The sequence below is a fragment of the Stenotrophomonas sp. JAG2 genome (assembly GCF_041080745.1).
GTDB classification, from domain to species: domain Bacteria; phylum Pseudomonadota; class Gammaproteobacteria; order Xanthomonadales; family Xanthomonadaceae; genus Stenotrophomonas; species Stenotrophomonas maltophilia_AA.
The window spans coordinates 122,235-138,387 of the sequence record NZ_JBEUMH010000009.1 but is presented as its reverse complement, the minus strand read 5'-3'; the positions used below and the strand labels follow the sequence as shown (position 1 = coordinate 138,387).

The window sequence follows — 16,153 nt, the reverse complement described above, 5'->3', positions numbered from 1 at the left end:
ACCATTGTACGGTGTGGCGACAACCGCGTCGCTTACTCCCGACCGAACGCGTCCGCAGGCAGCCCCAGCAGCGCCCGCAGCGGCGGGGGCACCCGCTTGCCCGGATGCCGCACCACCCAGAGCTGGCGTGACATCGGCGGCACCTGCGTCTCGACGATTGTCAGGCTGCCCAGCGCGATCAGATCGGCCACGGCATGTCGCGACAGGCAGGCCAGCCCGAGGCCAGCCGCGGCGGCCTGCTTGATCGCCTCGGTGCTGCCCAGCTGCATCGAACGGGCGAAGTGGTGCAGGTGCGGCAGCAGGGCCTGTTCGACCGCCTCGCGGGTGCCTGAGCCCGGCTCGCGCAGCAACCAGCGCGCCTGCGCCAGCGCAGCGAGGTCCATGCGATCGGGCACCGACCCCGCAGCGGCCACGATGACCAGGTCGTCGCGCTGCCACGGCAGCACCTGCAGGCCACTCTCGTGGCAGGGGCCTTCGATCAGGCCCAGATCCACCTCCAGGCGCTGTACCGCAGTGACCACGTCGGCGCTGTTGCCGATCCGCAGGTCGACCTGGGCCTGCGGGGTGTTGCTCATCAGTGCCGCGACGCGGGCCGGCAGCAGGTAGTTGCCGATCGTGGTGCTGGCCCCGAGCCGCAGCAGCAGGGGCAGCGGGCCGGCGTTGGCCTGCCCCACTCCCGCCACCCGCTCCAGATCGGTGGCGGCCACCAACAGCGCACGGGCGGGATCGAGCAGCGCCCGCCCCTGTGCGTTCAACACCAGCCGGCGGCCGATCCGGTCGAACAAGGGACTGGCCAGCTGGCTCTCGAGTTCATTGAGCGCGGCGCTGGTGGCCGACTGCGACAACGCCAGCTGCGCCCCGGCGGCAGCCGTGGTGCCGGCGTCGGCGATGGAGACGAACACCTGCCATTGGCGGAGGGTGAGATGCATGTGACCTATTAACGCATTAAACGGGTTGAAATAACACGGATAATGCGTTTTACAGGTTGATCAGAGTCGCGCAGGCTGGGCCTGTGAACCCACCGGAGACCACTGTGAACACCGCTGCCGCCGCCCTGCCCTCACCCACCATCGCCCAGCGCTGGCGCGGCCGTCTGCCCGGCCTGCTGCTGACCGCGGCCGTCGCTGCCGCCGCCATGGGCCTGGCGAGGTTGCCGTGGCTGCAGGCGCACGGGATCAGCGCTCTGACCCTGGCCATCGTGCTCGGCATCGCCCTGGGCAATACCCTCTACCCCCGAATGGCCGCGCAGGCCGGCGCCGGGGTCGGATTCGCCAAGCACTGGCTGCTGCGCGCGGGCATCGTGCTGTACGGGCTCCGCCTGACCTTCCAGGACATCGGCCAGGTCGGCGCCAGCGGCGTGCTGATCGATGCGTTGGTACTGACCAGCACCTTCGCGCTGGCCTGGTGGGCCGGTACGCGGTGGTTCGGCATCGACAAGGAGAGCGCCCTGCTGATCGGCGCCGGCAGCGCGATCTGCGGTGCGGCGGCGGTGATGGCGGCCGAACCGGTGGTGCGCGGGCGCGCCGAGCAGGTGACCGTGGCCGTCTCGACGGTGGTGGTGTTCGGCACGCTCGCGATGTTCCTGTATCCGGCGCTGTACCAGCTCAACCTGGCGCACGGGTGGATTCCGATGAGCGCGCAGGCGTACGGCGTATTCACCGGCTCGACCGTGCATGAAGTGGCCCAGGTGGTCGCTGCCGGGCGCGCGGTGAGTGCGCCGGCGGCCGACACCGCGGTGATCGCCAAGATGGTGCGGGTGATGATGCTGGCGCCGTTCCTGATCGGGCTGTCGATGCTGCTGGCACGGGGCCGCACGGGCGCCGCTGACGGCCAGCGCGCGAAGATCGTGGTGCCCTGGTTCGCGTTCGGCTTCGTGGCAGTGGCCGGGCTCAATTCGCTGCAGCTGCTGCCGGCCGCTGTCGTCGGCGCCGCAGTCGATCTGGACACCGTGCTGCTGGCGATGGCGATGGCCGCGCTCGGCCTGACCACGCACGCCTCGGCACTGCGCAGGGCCGGGATGAAGCCGCTGCTGCTCGCGCTGCTGCTGTTCGGCTGGCTGCTGGCGGGCGGGCTGGGGATCAATCTCGGCGTGCACGCGCTGCTCGGCTGAGGCACGCCGGGCGGACTTCTGCGACACTACCGCATGTCTGAATTCTCCTCCCTGCCGCTGAAACCAGCGCTGCTGCCCGGCATCGATGCCATGGGCTATACCTCGCTCACCCCCGTGCAGGCCCAGAGCCTGCCGGCCATCCTCGAGCGCCGCGATGTCATCGCACAGGCCCCCACCGGCAGCGGCAAGACCGCGGCCTTCGGCCTGGGCCTGCTGCAGGCGCTGGATCCGTCCGTGACCCGCGCGCAGGCGCTGGTGCTGTGCCCGACCCGCGAGCTCGCCGACCAGGTCGGCAAGCAGATCCGCAAGCTGGCCACCGGCATCCCGAACCTGAAACTGCTGGTGCTGACCGGCGGCATGCCGCTGGGCCCGCAGCTGGCCTCGCTGGAAGCGCACGATCCGCAGGTGGTCGTCGGTACCCCCGGGCGCATCCAGGAACTGGGCCGCAAGCGCGTCCTGCACCTGGGCGGCGTGACCACCCTGGTGCTGGATGAAGCCGACCGCATGCTCGACATGGGCTTCGAGGAGCCGATCCGCGAGATCGCCGGCCGCACCAGCAAGGACCGCCAGACGCTGCTGTTCTCGGCGACCTTCCCGGATGAGATCCGCGAGATCGCCCGGGTGCTGCTGCGTGACCCGGTGGAAGTCACCGTGGAAGGCGCCGACCATGCGCCGGCGATCCGCCATCTGTTCTGCGAGACCGAGCTGGCGCTGAAGCAGAAGGCGTTGGCCGGCCTGCTGCTCAAGTACACGCCGGAATCGGCCGTGGTGTTCTGCAACACCCGCCGCGACGTGGACGATGTGGCCATTTCGCTGCAGCAGTTCGGGTTCTCCGCGCTGCCGCTGCACGGCGAAATGGAACAGCGAGACCGCGACGAAGTGCTGGTGCGTTTCGCCAACCGCAGCTGCAACGTGCTGGTCGCCAGCGACGTCGCCGCCCGCGGGCTGGATGTGCAGGACCTGGCCGCGGTGATCAATTACGAGCTGCCGACCGACATCGAGACCTATGAGCATCGCGTCGGCCGTACCGGCCGCGCCGGTGCGACGGGCCTGGCGATCAGCCTGGTGACCCATCGCGAGCGCAACCGTGCCGATGCGCTGGAAATGGCACAGGGCAAGCCGCTGGACTGGCAGAAGACGCCGCTGGCCACCGCACGCCCGCCGGTGCTGCCGCAGGCGGCGATGACCACGCTGCGCATCGACGGCGGCAAGACCGACAAGCTGCGCCCCGGCGACATCCTCGGCGCGCTGACCGGCGACGCCGGGCTGGCGGCCAAGTACATCGGCAAGATCGATATCTACGCGACGCGCTCGTACGTCGCCATTGCACGCGAACAGGCCGGCCGGGCGATCGCCCAGCTGGAGGCTGGCAAGATCAAGGGCCGCCGGTTCCGCGTCCGCAAGATGGACGTCTGAGCGGTAGAGCCGACCGTGGGTCGGCTGATCGCTTCACGCATGTGGTAGAGCCGACCGTTGGTCGGCTGCGGCTTCGTCGGGGCGTTTGAGGTGCCGGCCAGCGGCCGGCACTACCGGATGATGCATGGGCTGCCGGCCAGCGGCCGGCACTACCCGACGCGGCCGGGTCACCGCGGATTCCGCTATCAATAGACCAGGTTGGCCAGCAGTGGGACGTCACTCGTCCAGCGTTCGCGGCCGCCGAGGCCTGCCAGTTCCACCAGCACGGCCGCACCGACCACCTCGACCTGCAGCTGACGGGCCAGCGACAACGCGGCCAGCAAGGTGCCGCCCGTGGCCAGCACGTCGTCGATCACCAGCACGCGCGCGCCGGCCGGCAAGGCATCGGCGTGCACTTCAATGCTGTCCGTGCGGTATTCCAGGGTGTAGTCCTGGCGCAGCACCTTGCCCGGCAGCTTGCCCGGCTTGCGTACCGGCACGAAGCCCACGCCCAGCACCCGCGCCATGGCCGCGCCCAGGATGAAGCCGCGCGATTCGATGCCCATCACCGCCTGCAGGTTGGCATCGCGCCACGGCGCGACCATCGCATCGATGGCCGCCGCGAAATCCGGACCATCGGCGAGCAGCGGCATGATGTCCTTGAACAGGATGCCCGGCTTGGGGAAATCGGCGATGTCGCGCAGGCGGCCGGCCCAGGCGGGCGTGGCGGAAGACTCGGTCATGGGTCTGGAAACGAACAGGGTGGCATAGGGTAAACGCTTCGGCCGGGAGCTGCCGGGCCCCGGCGTCACGGCATCGCTGCGTTCCAGCGGTGGCGTCGTCCGCTCACCTCGAATTCGCACACTCGTGCGATAATCGCCCTAACTGGTTGTTCAGCCCGCTTCCGCGATAAGCAGCGAAGCGTCCTGCGCGCCTGGCCACGGCCAGGGACACGGGATGACACGATCAACGGTCCCCGCCACGCACGGCGCGCGCGGGCCTGACCGGTGCCGGCCGGCATCGGATTTCCTGTAGAGGTTCATGCAACGTGGACGAGAACACGAAACGGTCGGCCTTCGGCCGCACTCTGGTGGTCCTTCTTGGCATCGTGGTGATGCTGTTCGGCCTGGCGCTGCTGGTAGGCGGCATCCGCCTGATCCAGCTCGGCGGCAGCTGGTACTTCCTGCTGATGGGCGGTGCATCGCTGCTGGCCGGCCTGCTGCTGGTCCTGCAGCGACCGCTTGGCGCGGGGCTGTATGGCGTGGCGTTCATCGGCACGGTGGTGTGGGCGCTGGCCGATGCCGGCCTGGCCTTCTGGCCGCTGGTCTCGCGACTGGTGATGCCTGCCGTACTGGCGATGCTGGTGGCGCTGGCCTGGCCGGTGCTCAAGCGCAGCCGCGGCGAACCCGCCGGGCGCTCCGCATATGCCGTCGCGGCACTGCTGCTGGTCGGCCTGCTCGGCACGGCGGTTTCCGCCTTCCAGCCGCGCCCGGTCGTCACCGCGCAGGGCGCGCGACCGGCCGTGGTACCGGTCGCCAAGGGCAGCGAACAACGCGACTGGATGCATTGGGGCAATACCACTGCGGGCACCCGCTTCGCCGCGCTGGACCAGATCACCCCGGCCAATGTGGCGCAGCTGCAGGTCGCCTGGACCGCACACACCGGCGATGTGCCGCAGAGTGATGGCTTCGGTGCCGAAGACCAGCTCACGCCGTTGCAGATCGGGCAGACCCTGTATCTGTGCACGCCCCACAACCGGGTGATCGCGATGGACGTGGACAGCGGCCACCAGCGCTGGGCCTTCGATCCCAAGGCGACCGCACCGAACTGGCAGCGCTGCCGGGGCCTGGGTTACTTCGACGCCACGCTGCCGTTGAACGGCGTGCCCACTGTAGCGGCTGCCGCAGCGATGGCTCCTGCCGCATCATCGGCTCCTGCCGCACCGGAAGCACCGGCCGCCGCCTTGGCGGGCACCGCGCCGGCGATCTGCGAAAAGCGCATCCTGATGACCTCCATCGATGCCCGCCTGTTCGCGCTCGATGCCGCGACCGGCGCGCCGTGCGCAGACTTCGGCGACAACGGCGTGGTCGACCTCAAGCGCGGCATGGGCGAGATCAAGCCCGGGTTCTACACCCTCACTGCTGCGCCGCTGGTGGCCGGTGAGCTGGTGATCGTCGGCGGCCGCGTGGCCGACAACATCGAGGTCGGTGAGCCCTCCGGCGTGGTGCGCGCCTACAACGTGCGCACCGGTGCACTCGCATGGGTCTGGGATCTTTCCAAGGAAACCCCGGACGTGCCGCTGGATCCCTCGATCCATTACACCCGGGCCACCCCGAACGTATGGACCTCGATGGCCTATGACCCGCAGCTGGGCCTGGTCTATCTGCCGACCGGCAACACCACGCCGGACCAGTGGGCCGGCGAACGCACCCCGCAGGATGACAAGTACAGCTCGGCGGTGGTGGCCCTGGATGTGGCCACCGGCAAAGAGCGCTGGGTGTACCAGACCGTGCATCACGATCTGTGGGATTACGACCTGCCCGCACAGCCGACCCTGACCGATGTGCCCGATGGCAAGGGCAGCACCCTGCCCGCCCTGCTGCAGGTCACCAAGGCCGGCCAGGTGTTCATGCTCAACCGCGCCACCGGCCAGCCGATCACCGAGGTGCGCGACATCAAGGCGCCGCAGGGCAAGGCCGATGGTGAGCGTTATTCGCCGACGCAGCGCCTGTCGGTCGGCCTGCCGCAGATCGGTGCGCAGACCCTGACCGAATCGGACATGTGGGGCGCCACGCCGATCGATCAGATGCTGTGCCGCATCCAGTTCAAGGGCTTCCGTTACGAGGGCATGTTCACGCCGCCGGGCGAAGACCTCGCCCTGCAGTGGCCCGGTTCGCTGGGCGGCATGAACTGGGGCAGCGCCTCGGTGGATCCGACCACCGGCTACCTGTTCGTCAACGACATGCGCCTGGGCCTGTGGACCAAGCTCATTCCGCGCGCGGAAATGACCGAAGGCGCGGGCGGGGTGGAAATGGGCGCGGCCTCGCAGACCGGCACGCCATACGGCTCGCTGCGTGATCGCTTCCTGTCCAAGCTGGGCATCCCGTGCCAGCAACCGCCGTTCGGTACGATGTCGGCGATCAACCTGGCCACCCACGAACTGGTGTGGCAGGTGCCGGTCGGTACGGTGAAAGACACCGGCCCGATGGGCATCAAGATGGGCCTGCCGATTCCGATCGGCATGCCGACCCTGGGCGGCTCACTGGCCACGCAATCGGGCCTGCTGTTCTTCGCCGGTACGCAGGACTACTACCTGCGCGCCTTCGACAGCCGCACCGGCGAAGAAGTGTGGAAAGCACGCATGCCGGTGGGCAGCCAGGGCACGCCGATCACCTATGTGTCGCCGAAAACCGGTCGCCAGTACGTGGTGATTTCGGCCGGCGGTGCACGCCAGTCGCCGGATCGCGGTGACTACGTGATCGCCTACGCGCTGCCGACGACGCGCTGAGGTCCGCGCGCCATGGTCCACCGACCGTGGCGCGGCGGCTTCGCTTCGCCGCGTGCAGCCCTTACCATGCACGATCACCGAGCACGAACCACCGCCATGTCTGCCGCACCTCCCAGCCGTCGTCCCAAGCGCGCCCCTGCCCCACCGCAGGATCGCGGGCTCAGCCACGAGCTGATGCAGCAGATCCAGGACAACCAGGGCGATCCGGATTTCATGACGTCCCTCGGCCGTGGCCTGGTCGTGCTGAGTGTGTTTTCGCAGCACCCGCGCGAAGTGACGATGTCCCAGATCAGCACCGAGACCGGCATCTCCCGCGCGGCCGTACGGCGTGTGCTGTACACGCTGGAGAAGCTGGGCTACGTGGGCGAACAGGGCCGTGGCTTCGTCCTGCTGCCGCGCGTGCTTGGCATCGGTGGCGCCTACGTTGCCTCTTCGTCGATGACCGCCGCCGCCCAGCCGGTACTGGATGCACTGCGCGACGATGTGCATGAATCCTGCTCGCTGGGCGTGCTCGACGGTGACGACGTGCTGTATGTGGCCCGCGCCGAAACCGTGCGGATCATGTCGATCGGCCTGCGTGCCGGCAGCCGCCTGCCGGCGTACTGCACCTCGATGGGCCGCGTGCTGCTGGCAGCGTTGCCGCGCGACACGCTGGAAAGTTACCTGGAACGCAATCCGCTGCGTCCGCGTACCGAGCGTACCGTGACCCGCATGGAGGACTTCCTCGACATGCTGGATCGCGTGCGCCGCGAAGGCGTCTCACTGGTGGACCAGGAGCTGGAGATCGGGCTGCGCTCGATCGCGGTGCCGGTGCATGCGCGCAATGGCACCGTGGTGGGCGCGCTCAATATCGGCACCCAGGCCGGACGGATCAGCCTGGGCGTGATGCAGTCGCAGCTGCTGCCGCGGCTGCGCGAAGCGGCACAGCGGTTGGGCAACCTGCTGCACTGAAGCGAGGTTGCCTGGCGTTGTCGGGTTGCCGGCCAGCGGCCGGCACTACCTGTGCGTTGGTGGGCGGCGATGGCGTTGGTGGCCGGCGATCCGGTCAGCCGGCCTGTTCGCCGGCCTGCTCTTCGAGGATCGGCTTGGCCAGTGCGAAGGCGTGGTTGGCGGCGGGCACGCCGCAGTAGATCGCGGCCTGCAGCAGCGCTTCCTTGATCTCCTCCGGGGTGACGCCGTTGTTGCGGGCGGCGCGGATGTGCAGCTTGAACTCTTCGTCGTGGCCCAGCGCCACCATCATCACGATGGTCAACAGCGAGCGCGTATGCCGCGGCAAGCCATCACGGGTCCAGACCGTGCCCCACGCGGTGCGCGTGATGAAGGCCTGGAACTCCTCGGTGAAATCGGTGCGTGCCTGCAGCGAACGCTCCACGTGCGCTTCGCCGAGCACGGCGCGGCGTACGGCGAGGCCGGCTTCGTATCGTTCCTGTTCGTCCATTGTGGGGTACTCGTTCTGAGGAAGAGGCGTACCGACCCGCGCGGGCCGGTCAGCGAAGGTGGGCGACGAGCGCTGCGGTGAATGCGTCGGCGGATTCGATGTTGCAGATGTGGCGCCCAGGCACCTCGATGGAGCGGCCATCGGCCACGCCCTGCGCGATGGCATCGAGATCCGCCGGAGGGCATACCGGATCGTCGTCGCCGGCGATCGCCAGGGTCGGCACCATGATGCGTCCCAACAGGTCGCGGAAGTCCGCCGTGGCCACGGCATGGCAGCAGCCGATGTAACCGGTCACGCGGGTGGCGACGAAACGCTGCAGGATGTCCTCCACCACGGCGGGCTGCGCCTGGGCGAAGGCCGGGGTGAACCAGCGCTCGGCCGTCCCCTCGCGCAGCGGCAGTAGGCCGTCGCGTTGCACCTGGGCGATGCGCGCATTCCAGTTTTCCACTGTGCCGATCTTCGCGGCCGTGGCGGCCACGGTCAGGGTCTGCAGGCGCGCACCGGCGTGCACGCCCAGCCACTGCCCGGTCAGCCCGCCGATGGAGAGCCCGCAGAAATGGCTGCGCTCCACGCCCAGGTGGTCCCACAGCGCGAGTACGTCCGCGCCCAGCTCCGCCACGCTGTACCCACCCGGCGGCGCGCTGGACTGGCCATGCCCACGGCGGTCGTAGCGCAGGATGCGGAACGTCGCCGACAGCGCGTCGACCTGCCGGTCCCACATGTGCAGGTCGGTGCCCAGCGAATTGCAGAACGTCAGCCACGGCGCACCGACCGGCCCGTCGATGCGGTGATGCAGGCGGTGCGACTCCAGCTCAAGAAACGGCATGCAACACTCCAGACATCAGGGGGAGCCGCGCTGCGCCAGCACGCGGTCGATCCAGGTATCGGCCATGCCACGCCAGCTGTCTGGCGCGAACAGGGCATCCAATTGTGGGAGGGACAGCTGCGCGGTGACCTCGGGCATCTGCGCCAGCACCTCGCGCAGGTGCCGCGACTGCGCCAGCGCCTCGCGCGCGGCCTGTTCCACCAGCGCATGCGCAGCCGACTTGCCCAGTGTCTCGGCCAGGGTCACGGCCACCGCCTCGGCGTAGAGCAGGCCACCATGACTGTCCAGGTGATCCTGCATGCGCACACGGTCAAGCTGCAGGCCCTGCACCACCACGGTCACCTGGGCCAGGCTGCCGGCGCACAGGCGCACGATCTCCGGCACGGTTTCCCACTCGGCATGCCACTGCCCTGCGGCGCGCTCGTGCGGCTGCGGCATCGACACGAACAACGTGGACAACAAGCCCGGCACCCGGCTGGCCGCGGCGATCGCTGCCACGCAGCCGACCGGGTTGCGCTTGTGCGGCATGGCGGAGGAACCGCCCTTGCCCTCACCGGCCGGCTCGAACGCCTCGGCCACTTCCGACTGCATCAGCAGCACGATATCGGTGGCGATCTTGCCCAGCGTACCGGTCAACAGGGCGAACACGCTGCCGAATTCGGCAACGCGATCGCGTGCGGTGTGCCAGGGCAGTGCCGGCACCGGCAACTGGAGCTCTTCGCCCAAGGCCTGGGCCACGTCCAGGCCGCGCGTCTGCAGCGACGCCAGCGTCCCCGCGGCACCGCCGAACTGCAGCACCAGCGTATCCGCACGCAACGCCTGCAGGCGGCGCTGACTGCGCTGCAATGCGTCGAGCCAGCCGGCGGCCTTCAGGCCGAAGGTCACCGGCACCGCCTGCTGCAGCAGCGTGCGCCCGGGCAGGCCGGTATCGCGTTCGGCATCGGCCAACGCGGCCAGGGCATCGCACAGCAGGCGCAGGCGATCCTGCACCCACCCCGATGCGGTACGCAGCTGCAGCACCGCGCCGGTATCGATGATGTCCTGGCTGGTCGCGCCCCAATGCACCCACCGTGCGGCCTCGGCGCTGTCCCGCGCGACCTGGGCGGTCAGCGCCTTGACCAGTGGGATGGCCGGATTGCCGGCCAGCGCGGTTGCACGCCCCAGAGCAGATACGTCATACAGCCCGACCCGGCACGCGGCTTCGATCGGGCCCAGCGCGTCGGCAGGAATCACCGCGCAGCGCACCTGCGCCCGCGCGAGCGCGGCTTCGACATCGAGCATCGCCTGCAGTCGTGCGGTGTCGGTGAACACCGCATCGACCTCCGGCGCGCCGAACAGGCCACCGAGCAGGGAACAGGAATCGCTCATCACGCGCCATCCTTACAAAGGAGGAGCCAGCTTACCCGCGCCCGGTCGGCGCGAAGTGCACGCCAGCATCAGTAATCGAAGAAGACGGTTTCCAGTTCACCCTGCATGCGCACGTCCCAGTGGTACAGGCCATTGCCCTGCGCCTGTGCGATGAGGGTGGAGCGGCGCTCGGCCGGCACCAGCGCCAGGATCGGATCGTCGGCATTATCGGGCCCATCGCTGAAATACAGCCGCGCACTGGCCGCGCGCAGCAGGCCGCGCATGAAGACCAGCACCATCAGGTGCGGCGCCTGCGCCTGCCCGCTGGGCCCTGCCACGCTGCCCGGGCGCACGGTGGTGAACGCGAAGCGGCCGTGCTCATCGGTCGGCACCCTGCCCCATCCGTCGAACGCCGGATCGTGGTCGGCGTGCCGCGGGTCTTCCGGGTGTGCATAGATGCCCTGCGCATCGGCCTGCCAGATCTCCAGCACGGCATCCGAGACCGGTACGCCCAGGCCGTCGAATACCTGCCCCTGGATCTGCACGCGTTCACCCTGCGCCTGTGCCGGTGCGATGTCGGTGCGGTACAGCGGCTCCAGGCCCAGCCGGTAGTACGGGCCCACGGTTTGCCACGGAGTGGATTGGAAACTCATCTGCTTACTCCCACACGGTCATCTTGCGGCCACGCAAGACGATGTCGAAACGATAGCCCAGCGCGAATTCGTTCTCGGTGGTCTCCCAGTCGAACGAGGACACCATGCGCGCGCGGGCCTTGGCATCGTCCACGCAGTTGTAGATCGGGTCGAACTCCAGCAGCGGATCGCCGGGGAAGTACATCTGCGTGACCAGACGTTGGCCGATGCCCTCGCCATGCAGCGAGAAATGGATATGCGCCGGCCGCCATGCGTTGAAGTGGTTGCGCCACGGATACGCACCCGGCTTGATCGTGGTGAAACGGTAACGGCCGTGCTCATCGGTAAGCACCTGGCCGGTGCCGGTGAAGTTGGGGTCCAGCGGCGCATCGTGCTGATCGCCTTTGTGCAGGTAGCGGCCGGCGGCGTTGCACTGCCACACCTCTACCACGCGGTTGCGGACCGGGCGGCCGTTCTCATCCAGCACCCGGCCGCTGACCACGATGCGCTCGCCCAGCGGCTGGCCCTTGAAACCAGCCGTCAGATCGGCCGCGTGCCTGCCCAGGGTGATCCGGTCCAGGGTGGGCCCGGTCACTTCGGACAACGTGGCCGGCATCCGGATCGGATCGCGGCCCGGGCCGCGCAGGCGCGTGGACGCATACGGCAGGTGGATGCGGTCCGGCTGGGTGCCGGGATAAGGCCTGCGGTAACCGCGCAGGTCAGTGGGATCGCTCATGGCGTACTCCGATTGGCGGGCGGCCGGAAGACCGCGGCTGTGGTGCTACGGCACGCTGCCACGCGGAGGCGACAGCGGCCGTGAAGCGTAAGAAGGGAAGACGGATTCAGACGCGCTCGATCGCCAGCGCCACGCCCTGGCCGACACCGATGCACATGGTGGCCAGGCCGCGTCGGCCGCCGCTGGCCTCCAGCTGGCGCAGCAGCGTGAGTGCGAGCCGCGCACCGCTCATGCCAAGCGGATGACCGATCGCGATGGCGCCGCCGTTGGCGTTGACGTGCGCGGCATCGTCGGGGAGCCCGAACTCGCGCAGGCAGGCCAGCCCCTGCGAGGCGAACGCCTCGTTGAGTTCGATCGCGTCGAAATCGGCGATGCCCAGGCCGAGCCGGCCCAGCAGGCGGCGAGTGGCCGGCACTGGGCCCATGCCCATGATCGCCGGCTCCACGCCGGCACTGGCAAAGCCGAGGATGCGCGCACGCGGCGTCAGCCCCAGCGCCTGTACCTGCGTACCGGACGCCAGCAGCAGCGCCGCGGCCCCATCGTTGATGCCCGAGGCATTGCCGGCGGTGACGGTGCCGGGTTGGCGGAACAGGGGTTTCAGCCTGCTCAGCGCCTCGATCGTGGTATCGGCGCGCGGGTGTTCGTCGTGCGCCACGCGCACGCTTTCGCCACGTTTGCGACCCGGCGCGTCGACTGCGACGATCTCGCCCTCGAAGAACCCGCGCTGCTGGGCCGCGGCGGTGCGCTGCTGGCTGCGCAGCGCGAACGCATCCTGGTCCTCGCGCGAAATCGCGTAGCGCTCGGCGACATTTTCCGCGGTCTGTCCCATGGTTTCCACGCCGTGCAGCTCGCGCAAACGCGGGTTGATGAAGCGCCAGCCCATGGTGGTGTCCTCCAGGCTCTGATCCCGCGCGAACGCGGCACCCGGCTTGCCCATCACCAGCGGCGCGCGCGACATCGATTCGACCCCGCCGGCGATGGCCAGCCCGAGCTCGCCAGCGGCGATACCGCGGGCCACCGTGCCGATCGCATCCAGGCCCGAGCCACACAACCGGTTGACGGTGCTGCCCGGCACGCTGACCGGCAGGCCGGCCAGCAGCAGGCTCATCCGGGCCACGTTACGGTTGTCTTCGCCGGCCTGGTTGGCGCAGCCCAGGTACACCTCCTCGATCAGCGCCGGGTCCAGCTGCGGATGACGCGCCAGCAGCGCCTTGATCGGGAGCGCGCCCAGGTCGTCGGCACGGATGCCGGAGAGCGCCCCGGCATAGCGGCCGATCGGGGTTCGGATACCATCGACGATATAGATGTCCTGCAGGCTCATGTCAGGCTCCTTCACTCATCTGCAGCGGCAGGCCGGTCAGCTCGCTCAGCTTCGCCAGCGTCACCCCGTCGACCATCTCCAGCACGGTCGCGCCGTCCTTGCCCAGGTCGAACACGGCGACATCGGTATAGACCCGCGAGACGCAGCGCAGGCCGGTCAGCGGATAGCTGCATTCGGCCACCAGCTTGCTCTGCCCCTGCTTGGTCAGCAGGTCCATCATCACGAAGACCTGCTTCGCACCGATCGCCAGATCCATCGCACCCCCTACCGCCGGAATCGCATCGGCCGCACCGGTGCTCCAGTTGGCCAGGTCGCCCTGCGCTGATACCTGGAACGCGCCGAGCACGCAGATGTCCAGGTGGCCGCCACGCATCATCGCGAACGAATCGGCATGGTGGAAATAGCAGCCCCCGGTCAGCAGGGTCACCGGCTGCTTGCCGGCGTTGATCAGGTCCGGATCCTCCTCGCCATGCGCAGGCGCCGGGCCCATGCCGAGCAGGCCATTCTCCGACTGCAGGAAGATCTCCTTGTCGGCCGGCAGGAAGTTGGCCACCGTGGTCGGCAGCCCGATGCCGAGATTGACGTAGGCACCTTCGGGGATGTCACGCGCGACGCGCGCGGCCATCTGTTCGCGGCTGAGGCGGTTCATGCGCGATCTCCTGCAGCGGTGGACGTGGGCAGTTCGACCACCCGCTGCACGAAGATGCCCGGGGTCACCACCGCCTCGGGGTCGAGTTCACCGAGTGGCACGACCGACGACACCTGCACGATCGCGCAGCGCGCGGCCATCACCATCAGCGGACCGAAATTGCGTGCGGTCTTGCGGTAGACCAGGTTGCCCCAGCGGTCGCCGCGGTGGGCCTTGATCAGCGCGAAGTCAGCATGCAGCGGGTACTCGAGCACGTAATGGCGGCCATCGATCTCGCGGGTTTCCTTGCCCTGCGCCAGCTCGGTGCCATAGCCGGTCGGGGTGAAGATCGCCCCCAGCCCCGAGCCGGCCGCATGGATGCGCGCGGCCAGATTGCCCTGCGGCACCAGTTCCAGTTCGATCTCGCCGGCGCGGTAGGCCGCGTCGAAATGCTGCGAGTCGGCCTGGCGCGGGAACGAACAGATGATGCGGCGCACGCGCTTGTGCCTGATCAGTGCGGCCAGCCCGCTGTCACCGTTGCCGGCGTTGTTGTTGATGATGGTCAGCCCGCGCGCGCCCTGCGCGATCAGGGCATCGATCAGCGCGTCAGGCATGCCGGCGGTACCAAACCCGCCGATCATCACCGTGGCGCCGTCGTGGATATCGGCCACCGCTGCGTCAGCGCTGGCCACGGTCTTGTCGATCACTGCATTGCTCCTTGCCACGCACTGCGATGCGCGGCCACGTGCGGGAAGACTCTGGAAAGGACAATGGTGCGCAGCGCAGCGCGCACGGTCAATCCGATATTCGGCCACTTGATTCGATAATCGCACATCATTGTGATTCTCCTGGTGGGCTCAGGTACGCGTCTGGCCCACGCCCACGCGCAGCCCCAGGCAGGCCCACGCGGCGAGGGCCAGCGGCAGCGCGCACAGCACGTAGAGTGCCGCCGGCGACCAACCCGCATCGACCAGCAGGCCCACGCTCAACGGCGAGAGAATCGCGCCGACGCGCCCGATCCCGATCGCCCAGCCGAGCCCGGTGGTGCGCACGTCCGCAGCGAACACCACCGGCGCGGCGGCATACAGGCCGGCCATCGCCCCGAACAACGCTGCGCCGATCACGAAGGCGATCGGGAAGGCGATCTCCAGGCGGGTGTTGAAGCTGGCGAACAACAGCATCGCCAGCATGGCCAGCACCAGGCTGGCGGCGGTCAGCCGCGACAGCGCCCAGCGCGAGGCGAGCCAGCCGAACAGACTGCCGCCGACGATGCCACCGAGGTTGAGCAGCACCCCGCCGGTGATGCCCTGCTGCGCCGAGACGCCGGCGGACACCAGCAGTTTCGGCGTCCAGCTCAGCACGAAATAGAACGCGAACATGTGCAGGAAGAACGCCATCGCGATCAGCACCGCCACCCGCCGCAGATCGCCGACGAACAGCGCCGCATAGCCCTTGCGCCCATCGGCACGCACGGGCACCGGCGGCAATGCCTGCAGGGTCGGCATCCGCATACGTGCCAGCAGCGCATTCAGCCGCGGCAGCGCATCCTTCGGCCGACGCGCGACCAGGAAATCCAGCGATTCGGGCAGGCAGGCCATCACCAGCGGGATGCACAGCAGCGATGCACCGGCACCGATCAGGAACACGCTGTGCCAGCTGAAGTGCTCCAGCATCCACGCGGCCAGCAGGCCGCCGAGCGTGGCCCCGATGGGATACCCGGTCGCCTGCATCGCCACCGCCGTGCTGCGCCATTTCGCATTGGCATACTCGGCCGTGATCACCCCTACCCCGGCCAGCATGCCGCCGATGCCGATGCCGGTGAACACACGCAGTGCGGCAAGCTGCCAGGCGTTGGCGGCCAGCGCGGATGCAGCCATGCCCGCGGTCAGGATCACCAGGCAGAGCATGATCATCGGCCGGCGACCCCAGCGGTCGGCCAGCGGTGCGAGCAGGAACGAGCCCAGCGCCATTCCCACCAGGCCGGCGCTGAGCATGATGCCCAGTACCTTGCCCGACAGCCCCCAGTCGGCCGATACGTGCGGCGCGGTGAACGCCATCACCATCACATCGAAGCCATCAAGCATGTTCAACAGCACGCAGATCGCGATGGCGGTCCACTGGAAGGGACTCATCCGCTCGAGCACGAGCGGGGAAGCGGAGGCGGTGGCATGGCTCATACAAGGATCCTGCGACGACGTGGTGCGAAAGGCGT

The 16,153-nt window shown here is 68.9% G+C and carries 15 protein-coding genes; 4 read left to right on the top strand and 11 right to left on the bottom strand.

Translation table 11 applies throughout. From position 1 onward, the window contains the following. Window positions 1-32: 32 nt before the first annotated feature. The gene (locus AB9O74_RS13430; RefSeq protein WP_369349596.1) at window positions 33-929 is read right to left on the bottom strand and encodes a LysR family transcriptional regulator; all 897 of its coding nucleotides are present in this window, start codon (window positions 927-929) and stop codon (window positions 33-35) included. Between the two features lie 104 nt (window positions 930-1,033). Between AB9O74_RS13430 and AB9O74_RS13425 the strand changes: the two genes are divergently transcribed. Both AB9O74_RS13425 and dbpA read left to right on the top strand, forming a co-directional pair. Beyond that, complete coding sequence (locus AB9O74_RS13425) at window positions 1,034-2,110, top strand: YeiH family protein (protein ID WP_369349595.1); 1,077 nt, start codon at window positions 1,034-1,036, stop codon at window positions 2,108-2,110. 33 nt (window positions 2,111-2,143) lie between these two features. Further along, a complete protein-coding gene (dbpA, locus tag AB9O74_RS13420) occupies window positions 2,144-3,526 on the top strand; it encodes an ATP-dependent RNA helicase DbpA (RefSeq protein WP_265307779.1) in 1,383 nt (460 codons plus the stop codon). Window positions 3,527-3,711: 185 nt separating this feature from the next. Here dbpA and AB9O74_RS13415 read toward each other — a convergent pair whose 3' ends face one another. Beyond that, complete coding sequence (locus tag AB9O74_RS13415; RefSeq protein ID WP_176989778.1) at window positions 3,712-4,248, bottom strand: adenine phosphoribosyltransferase; 537 nt, start codon at window positions 4,246-4,248, stop codon at window positions 3,712-3,714. A 305-nt stretch (window positions 4,249-4,553) separates the two neighbouring features. Between AB9O74_RS13415 and AB9O74_RS13410 the strand changes: the two genes are divergently transcribed. Next, the gene (locus AB9O74_RS13410) at window positions 4,554-7,013 is read left to right on the top strand and encodes a membrane-bound PQQ-dependent dehydrogenase, glucose/quinate/shikimate family (protein WP_369349594.1); all 2,460 of its coding nucleotides are present in this window, start codon (window positions 4,554-4,556) and stop codon (window positions 7,011-7,013) included. 96 nt (window positions 7,014-7,109) lie between these two features. Further along, window positions 7,110-7,964, top strand: a complete 855-nt coding sequence (locus tag AB9O74_RS13405) for an IclR family transcriptional regulator C-terminal domain-containing protein (RefSeq protein WP_176989776.1) — start codon at window positions 7,110-7,112, stop codon at window positions 7,962-7,964. A 94-nt stretch (window positions 7,965-8,058) separates the two neighbouring features. Here the strand turns inward: AB9O74_RS13405 and pcaC are convergent, their stop codons facing one another. The 9 genes from pcaC to AB9O74_RS13360 form a co-directional block, all read right to left on the bottom strand. Next, the gene (gene pcaC / locus AB9O74_RS13400) at window positions 8,059-8,451 is read right to left on the bottom strand and encodes a 4-carboxymuconolactone decarboxylase (RefSeq protein ID WP_346477981.1); all 393 of its coding nucleotides are present in this window, start codon (window positions 8,449-8,451) and stop codon (window positions 8,059-8,061) included. Between the two features lie 49 nt (window positions 8,452-8,500). Then, on the bottom strand, window positions 8,501-9,277 hold the full coding sequence (pcaD, locus tag AB9O74_RS13395; protein WP_369349593.1) for a 3-oxoadipate enol-lactonase: 777 nt from the start codon (window positions 9,275-9,277) through the stop codon (window positions 8,501-8,503). A 15-nt stretch (window positions 9,278-9,292) separates the two neighbouring features. Next, window positions 9,293-10,645 carry a 3-carboxy-cis,cis-muconate cycloisomerase gene (locus tag AB9O74_RS13390; protein ID WP_369349592.1) on the bottom strand — a complete coding sequence of 451 codons (1,353 nt, stop codon included), beginning with the start codon at window positions 10,643-10,645 and terminating at the stop codon, window positions 9,293-9,295. A gap of 68 nt (window positions 10,646-10,713) precedes the next feature. Beyond that, on the bottom strand, window positions 10,714-11,277 hold the full coding sequence (pcaG, locus tag AB9O74_RS13385) for a protocatechuate 3,4-dioxygenase subunit alpha (protein WP_176989772.1): 564 nt from the start codon (window positions 11,275-11,277) through the stop codon (window positions 10,714-10,716). Between the two features lie 4 nt (window positions 11,278-11,281). Further along, window positions 11,282-11,992, bottom strand: a complete 711-nt coding sequence (pcaH, locus tag AB9O74_RS13380; RefSeq protein ID WP_369349591.1) for a protocatechuate 3,4-dioxygenase subunit beta — start codon at window positions 11,990-11,992, stop codon at window positions 11,282-11,284. A 106-nt stretch (window positions 11,993-12,098) separates the two neighbouring features. Continuing rightward, window positions 12,099-13,307, bottom strand: coding sequence for a 3-oxoadipyl-CoA thiolase (pcaF, locus tag AB9O74_RS13375; protein ID WP_369349613.1), 1,209 nt, complete (start codon window positions 13,305-13,307; stop codon window positions 12,099-12,101). Window positions 13,308-13,314: 7 nt separating this feature from the next. Next, window positions 13,315-13,962: a 3-oxoacid CoA-transferase subunit B gene (locus tag AB9O74_RS13370; protein WP_369349590.1), complete on the bottom strand. Its 648-nt coding sequence runs from the start codon at window positions 13,960-13,962 to the stop codon at window positions 13,315-13,317. Continuing rightward, the gene (locus AB9O74_RS13365) at window positions 13,959-14,648 is read right to left on the bottom strand and encodes a 3-oxoacid CoA-transferase subunit A (RefSeq protein ID WP_369349589.1); all 690 of its coding nucleotides are present in this window, start codon (window positions 14,646-14,648) and stop codon (window positions 13,959-13,961) included. The genes AB9O74_RS13370 and AB9O74_RS13365 overlap by 4 nt, the downstream gene beginning before the upstream one ends. Window positions 14,649-14,798: 150 nt before the next feature. Then, complete coding sequence (locus AB9O74_RS13360) at window positions 14,799-16,118, bottom strand: MFS transporter (RefSeq protein WP_369349588.1); 1,320 nt, start codon at window positions 16,116-16,118, stop codon at window positions 14,799-14,801. Window positions 16,119-16,153: the final 35 nt, after the last annotated feature.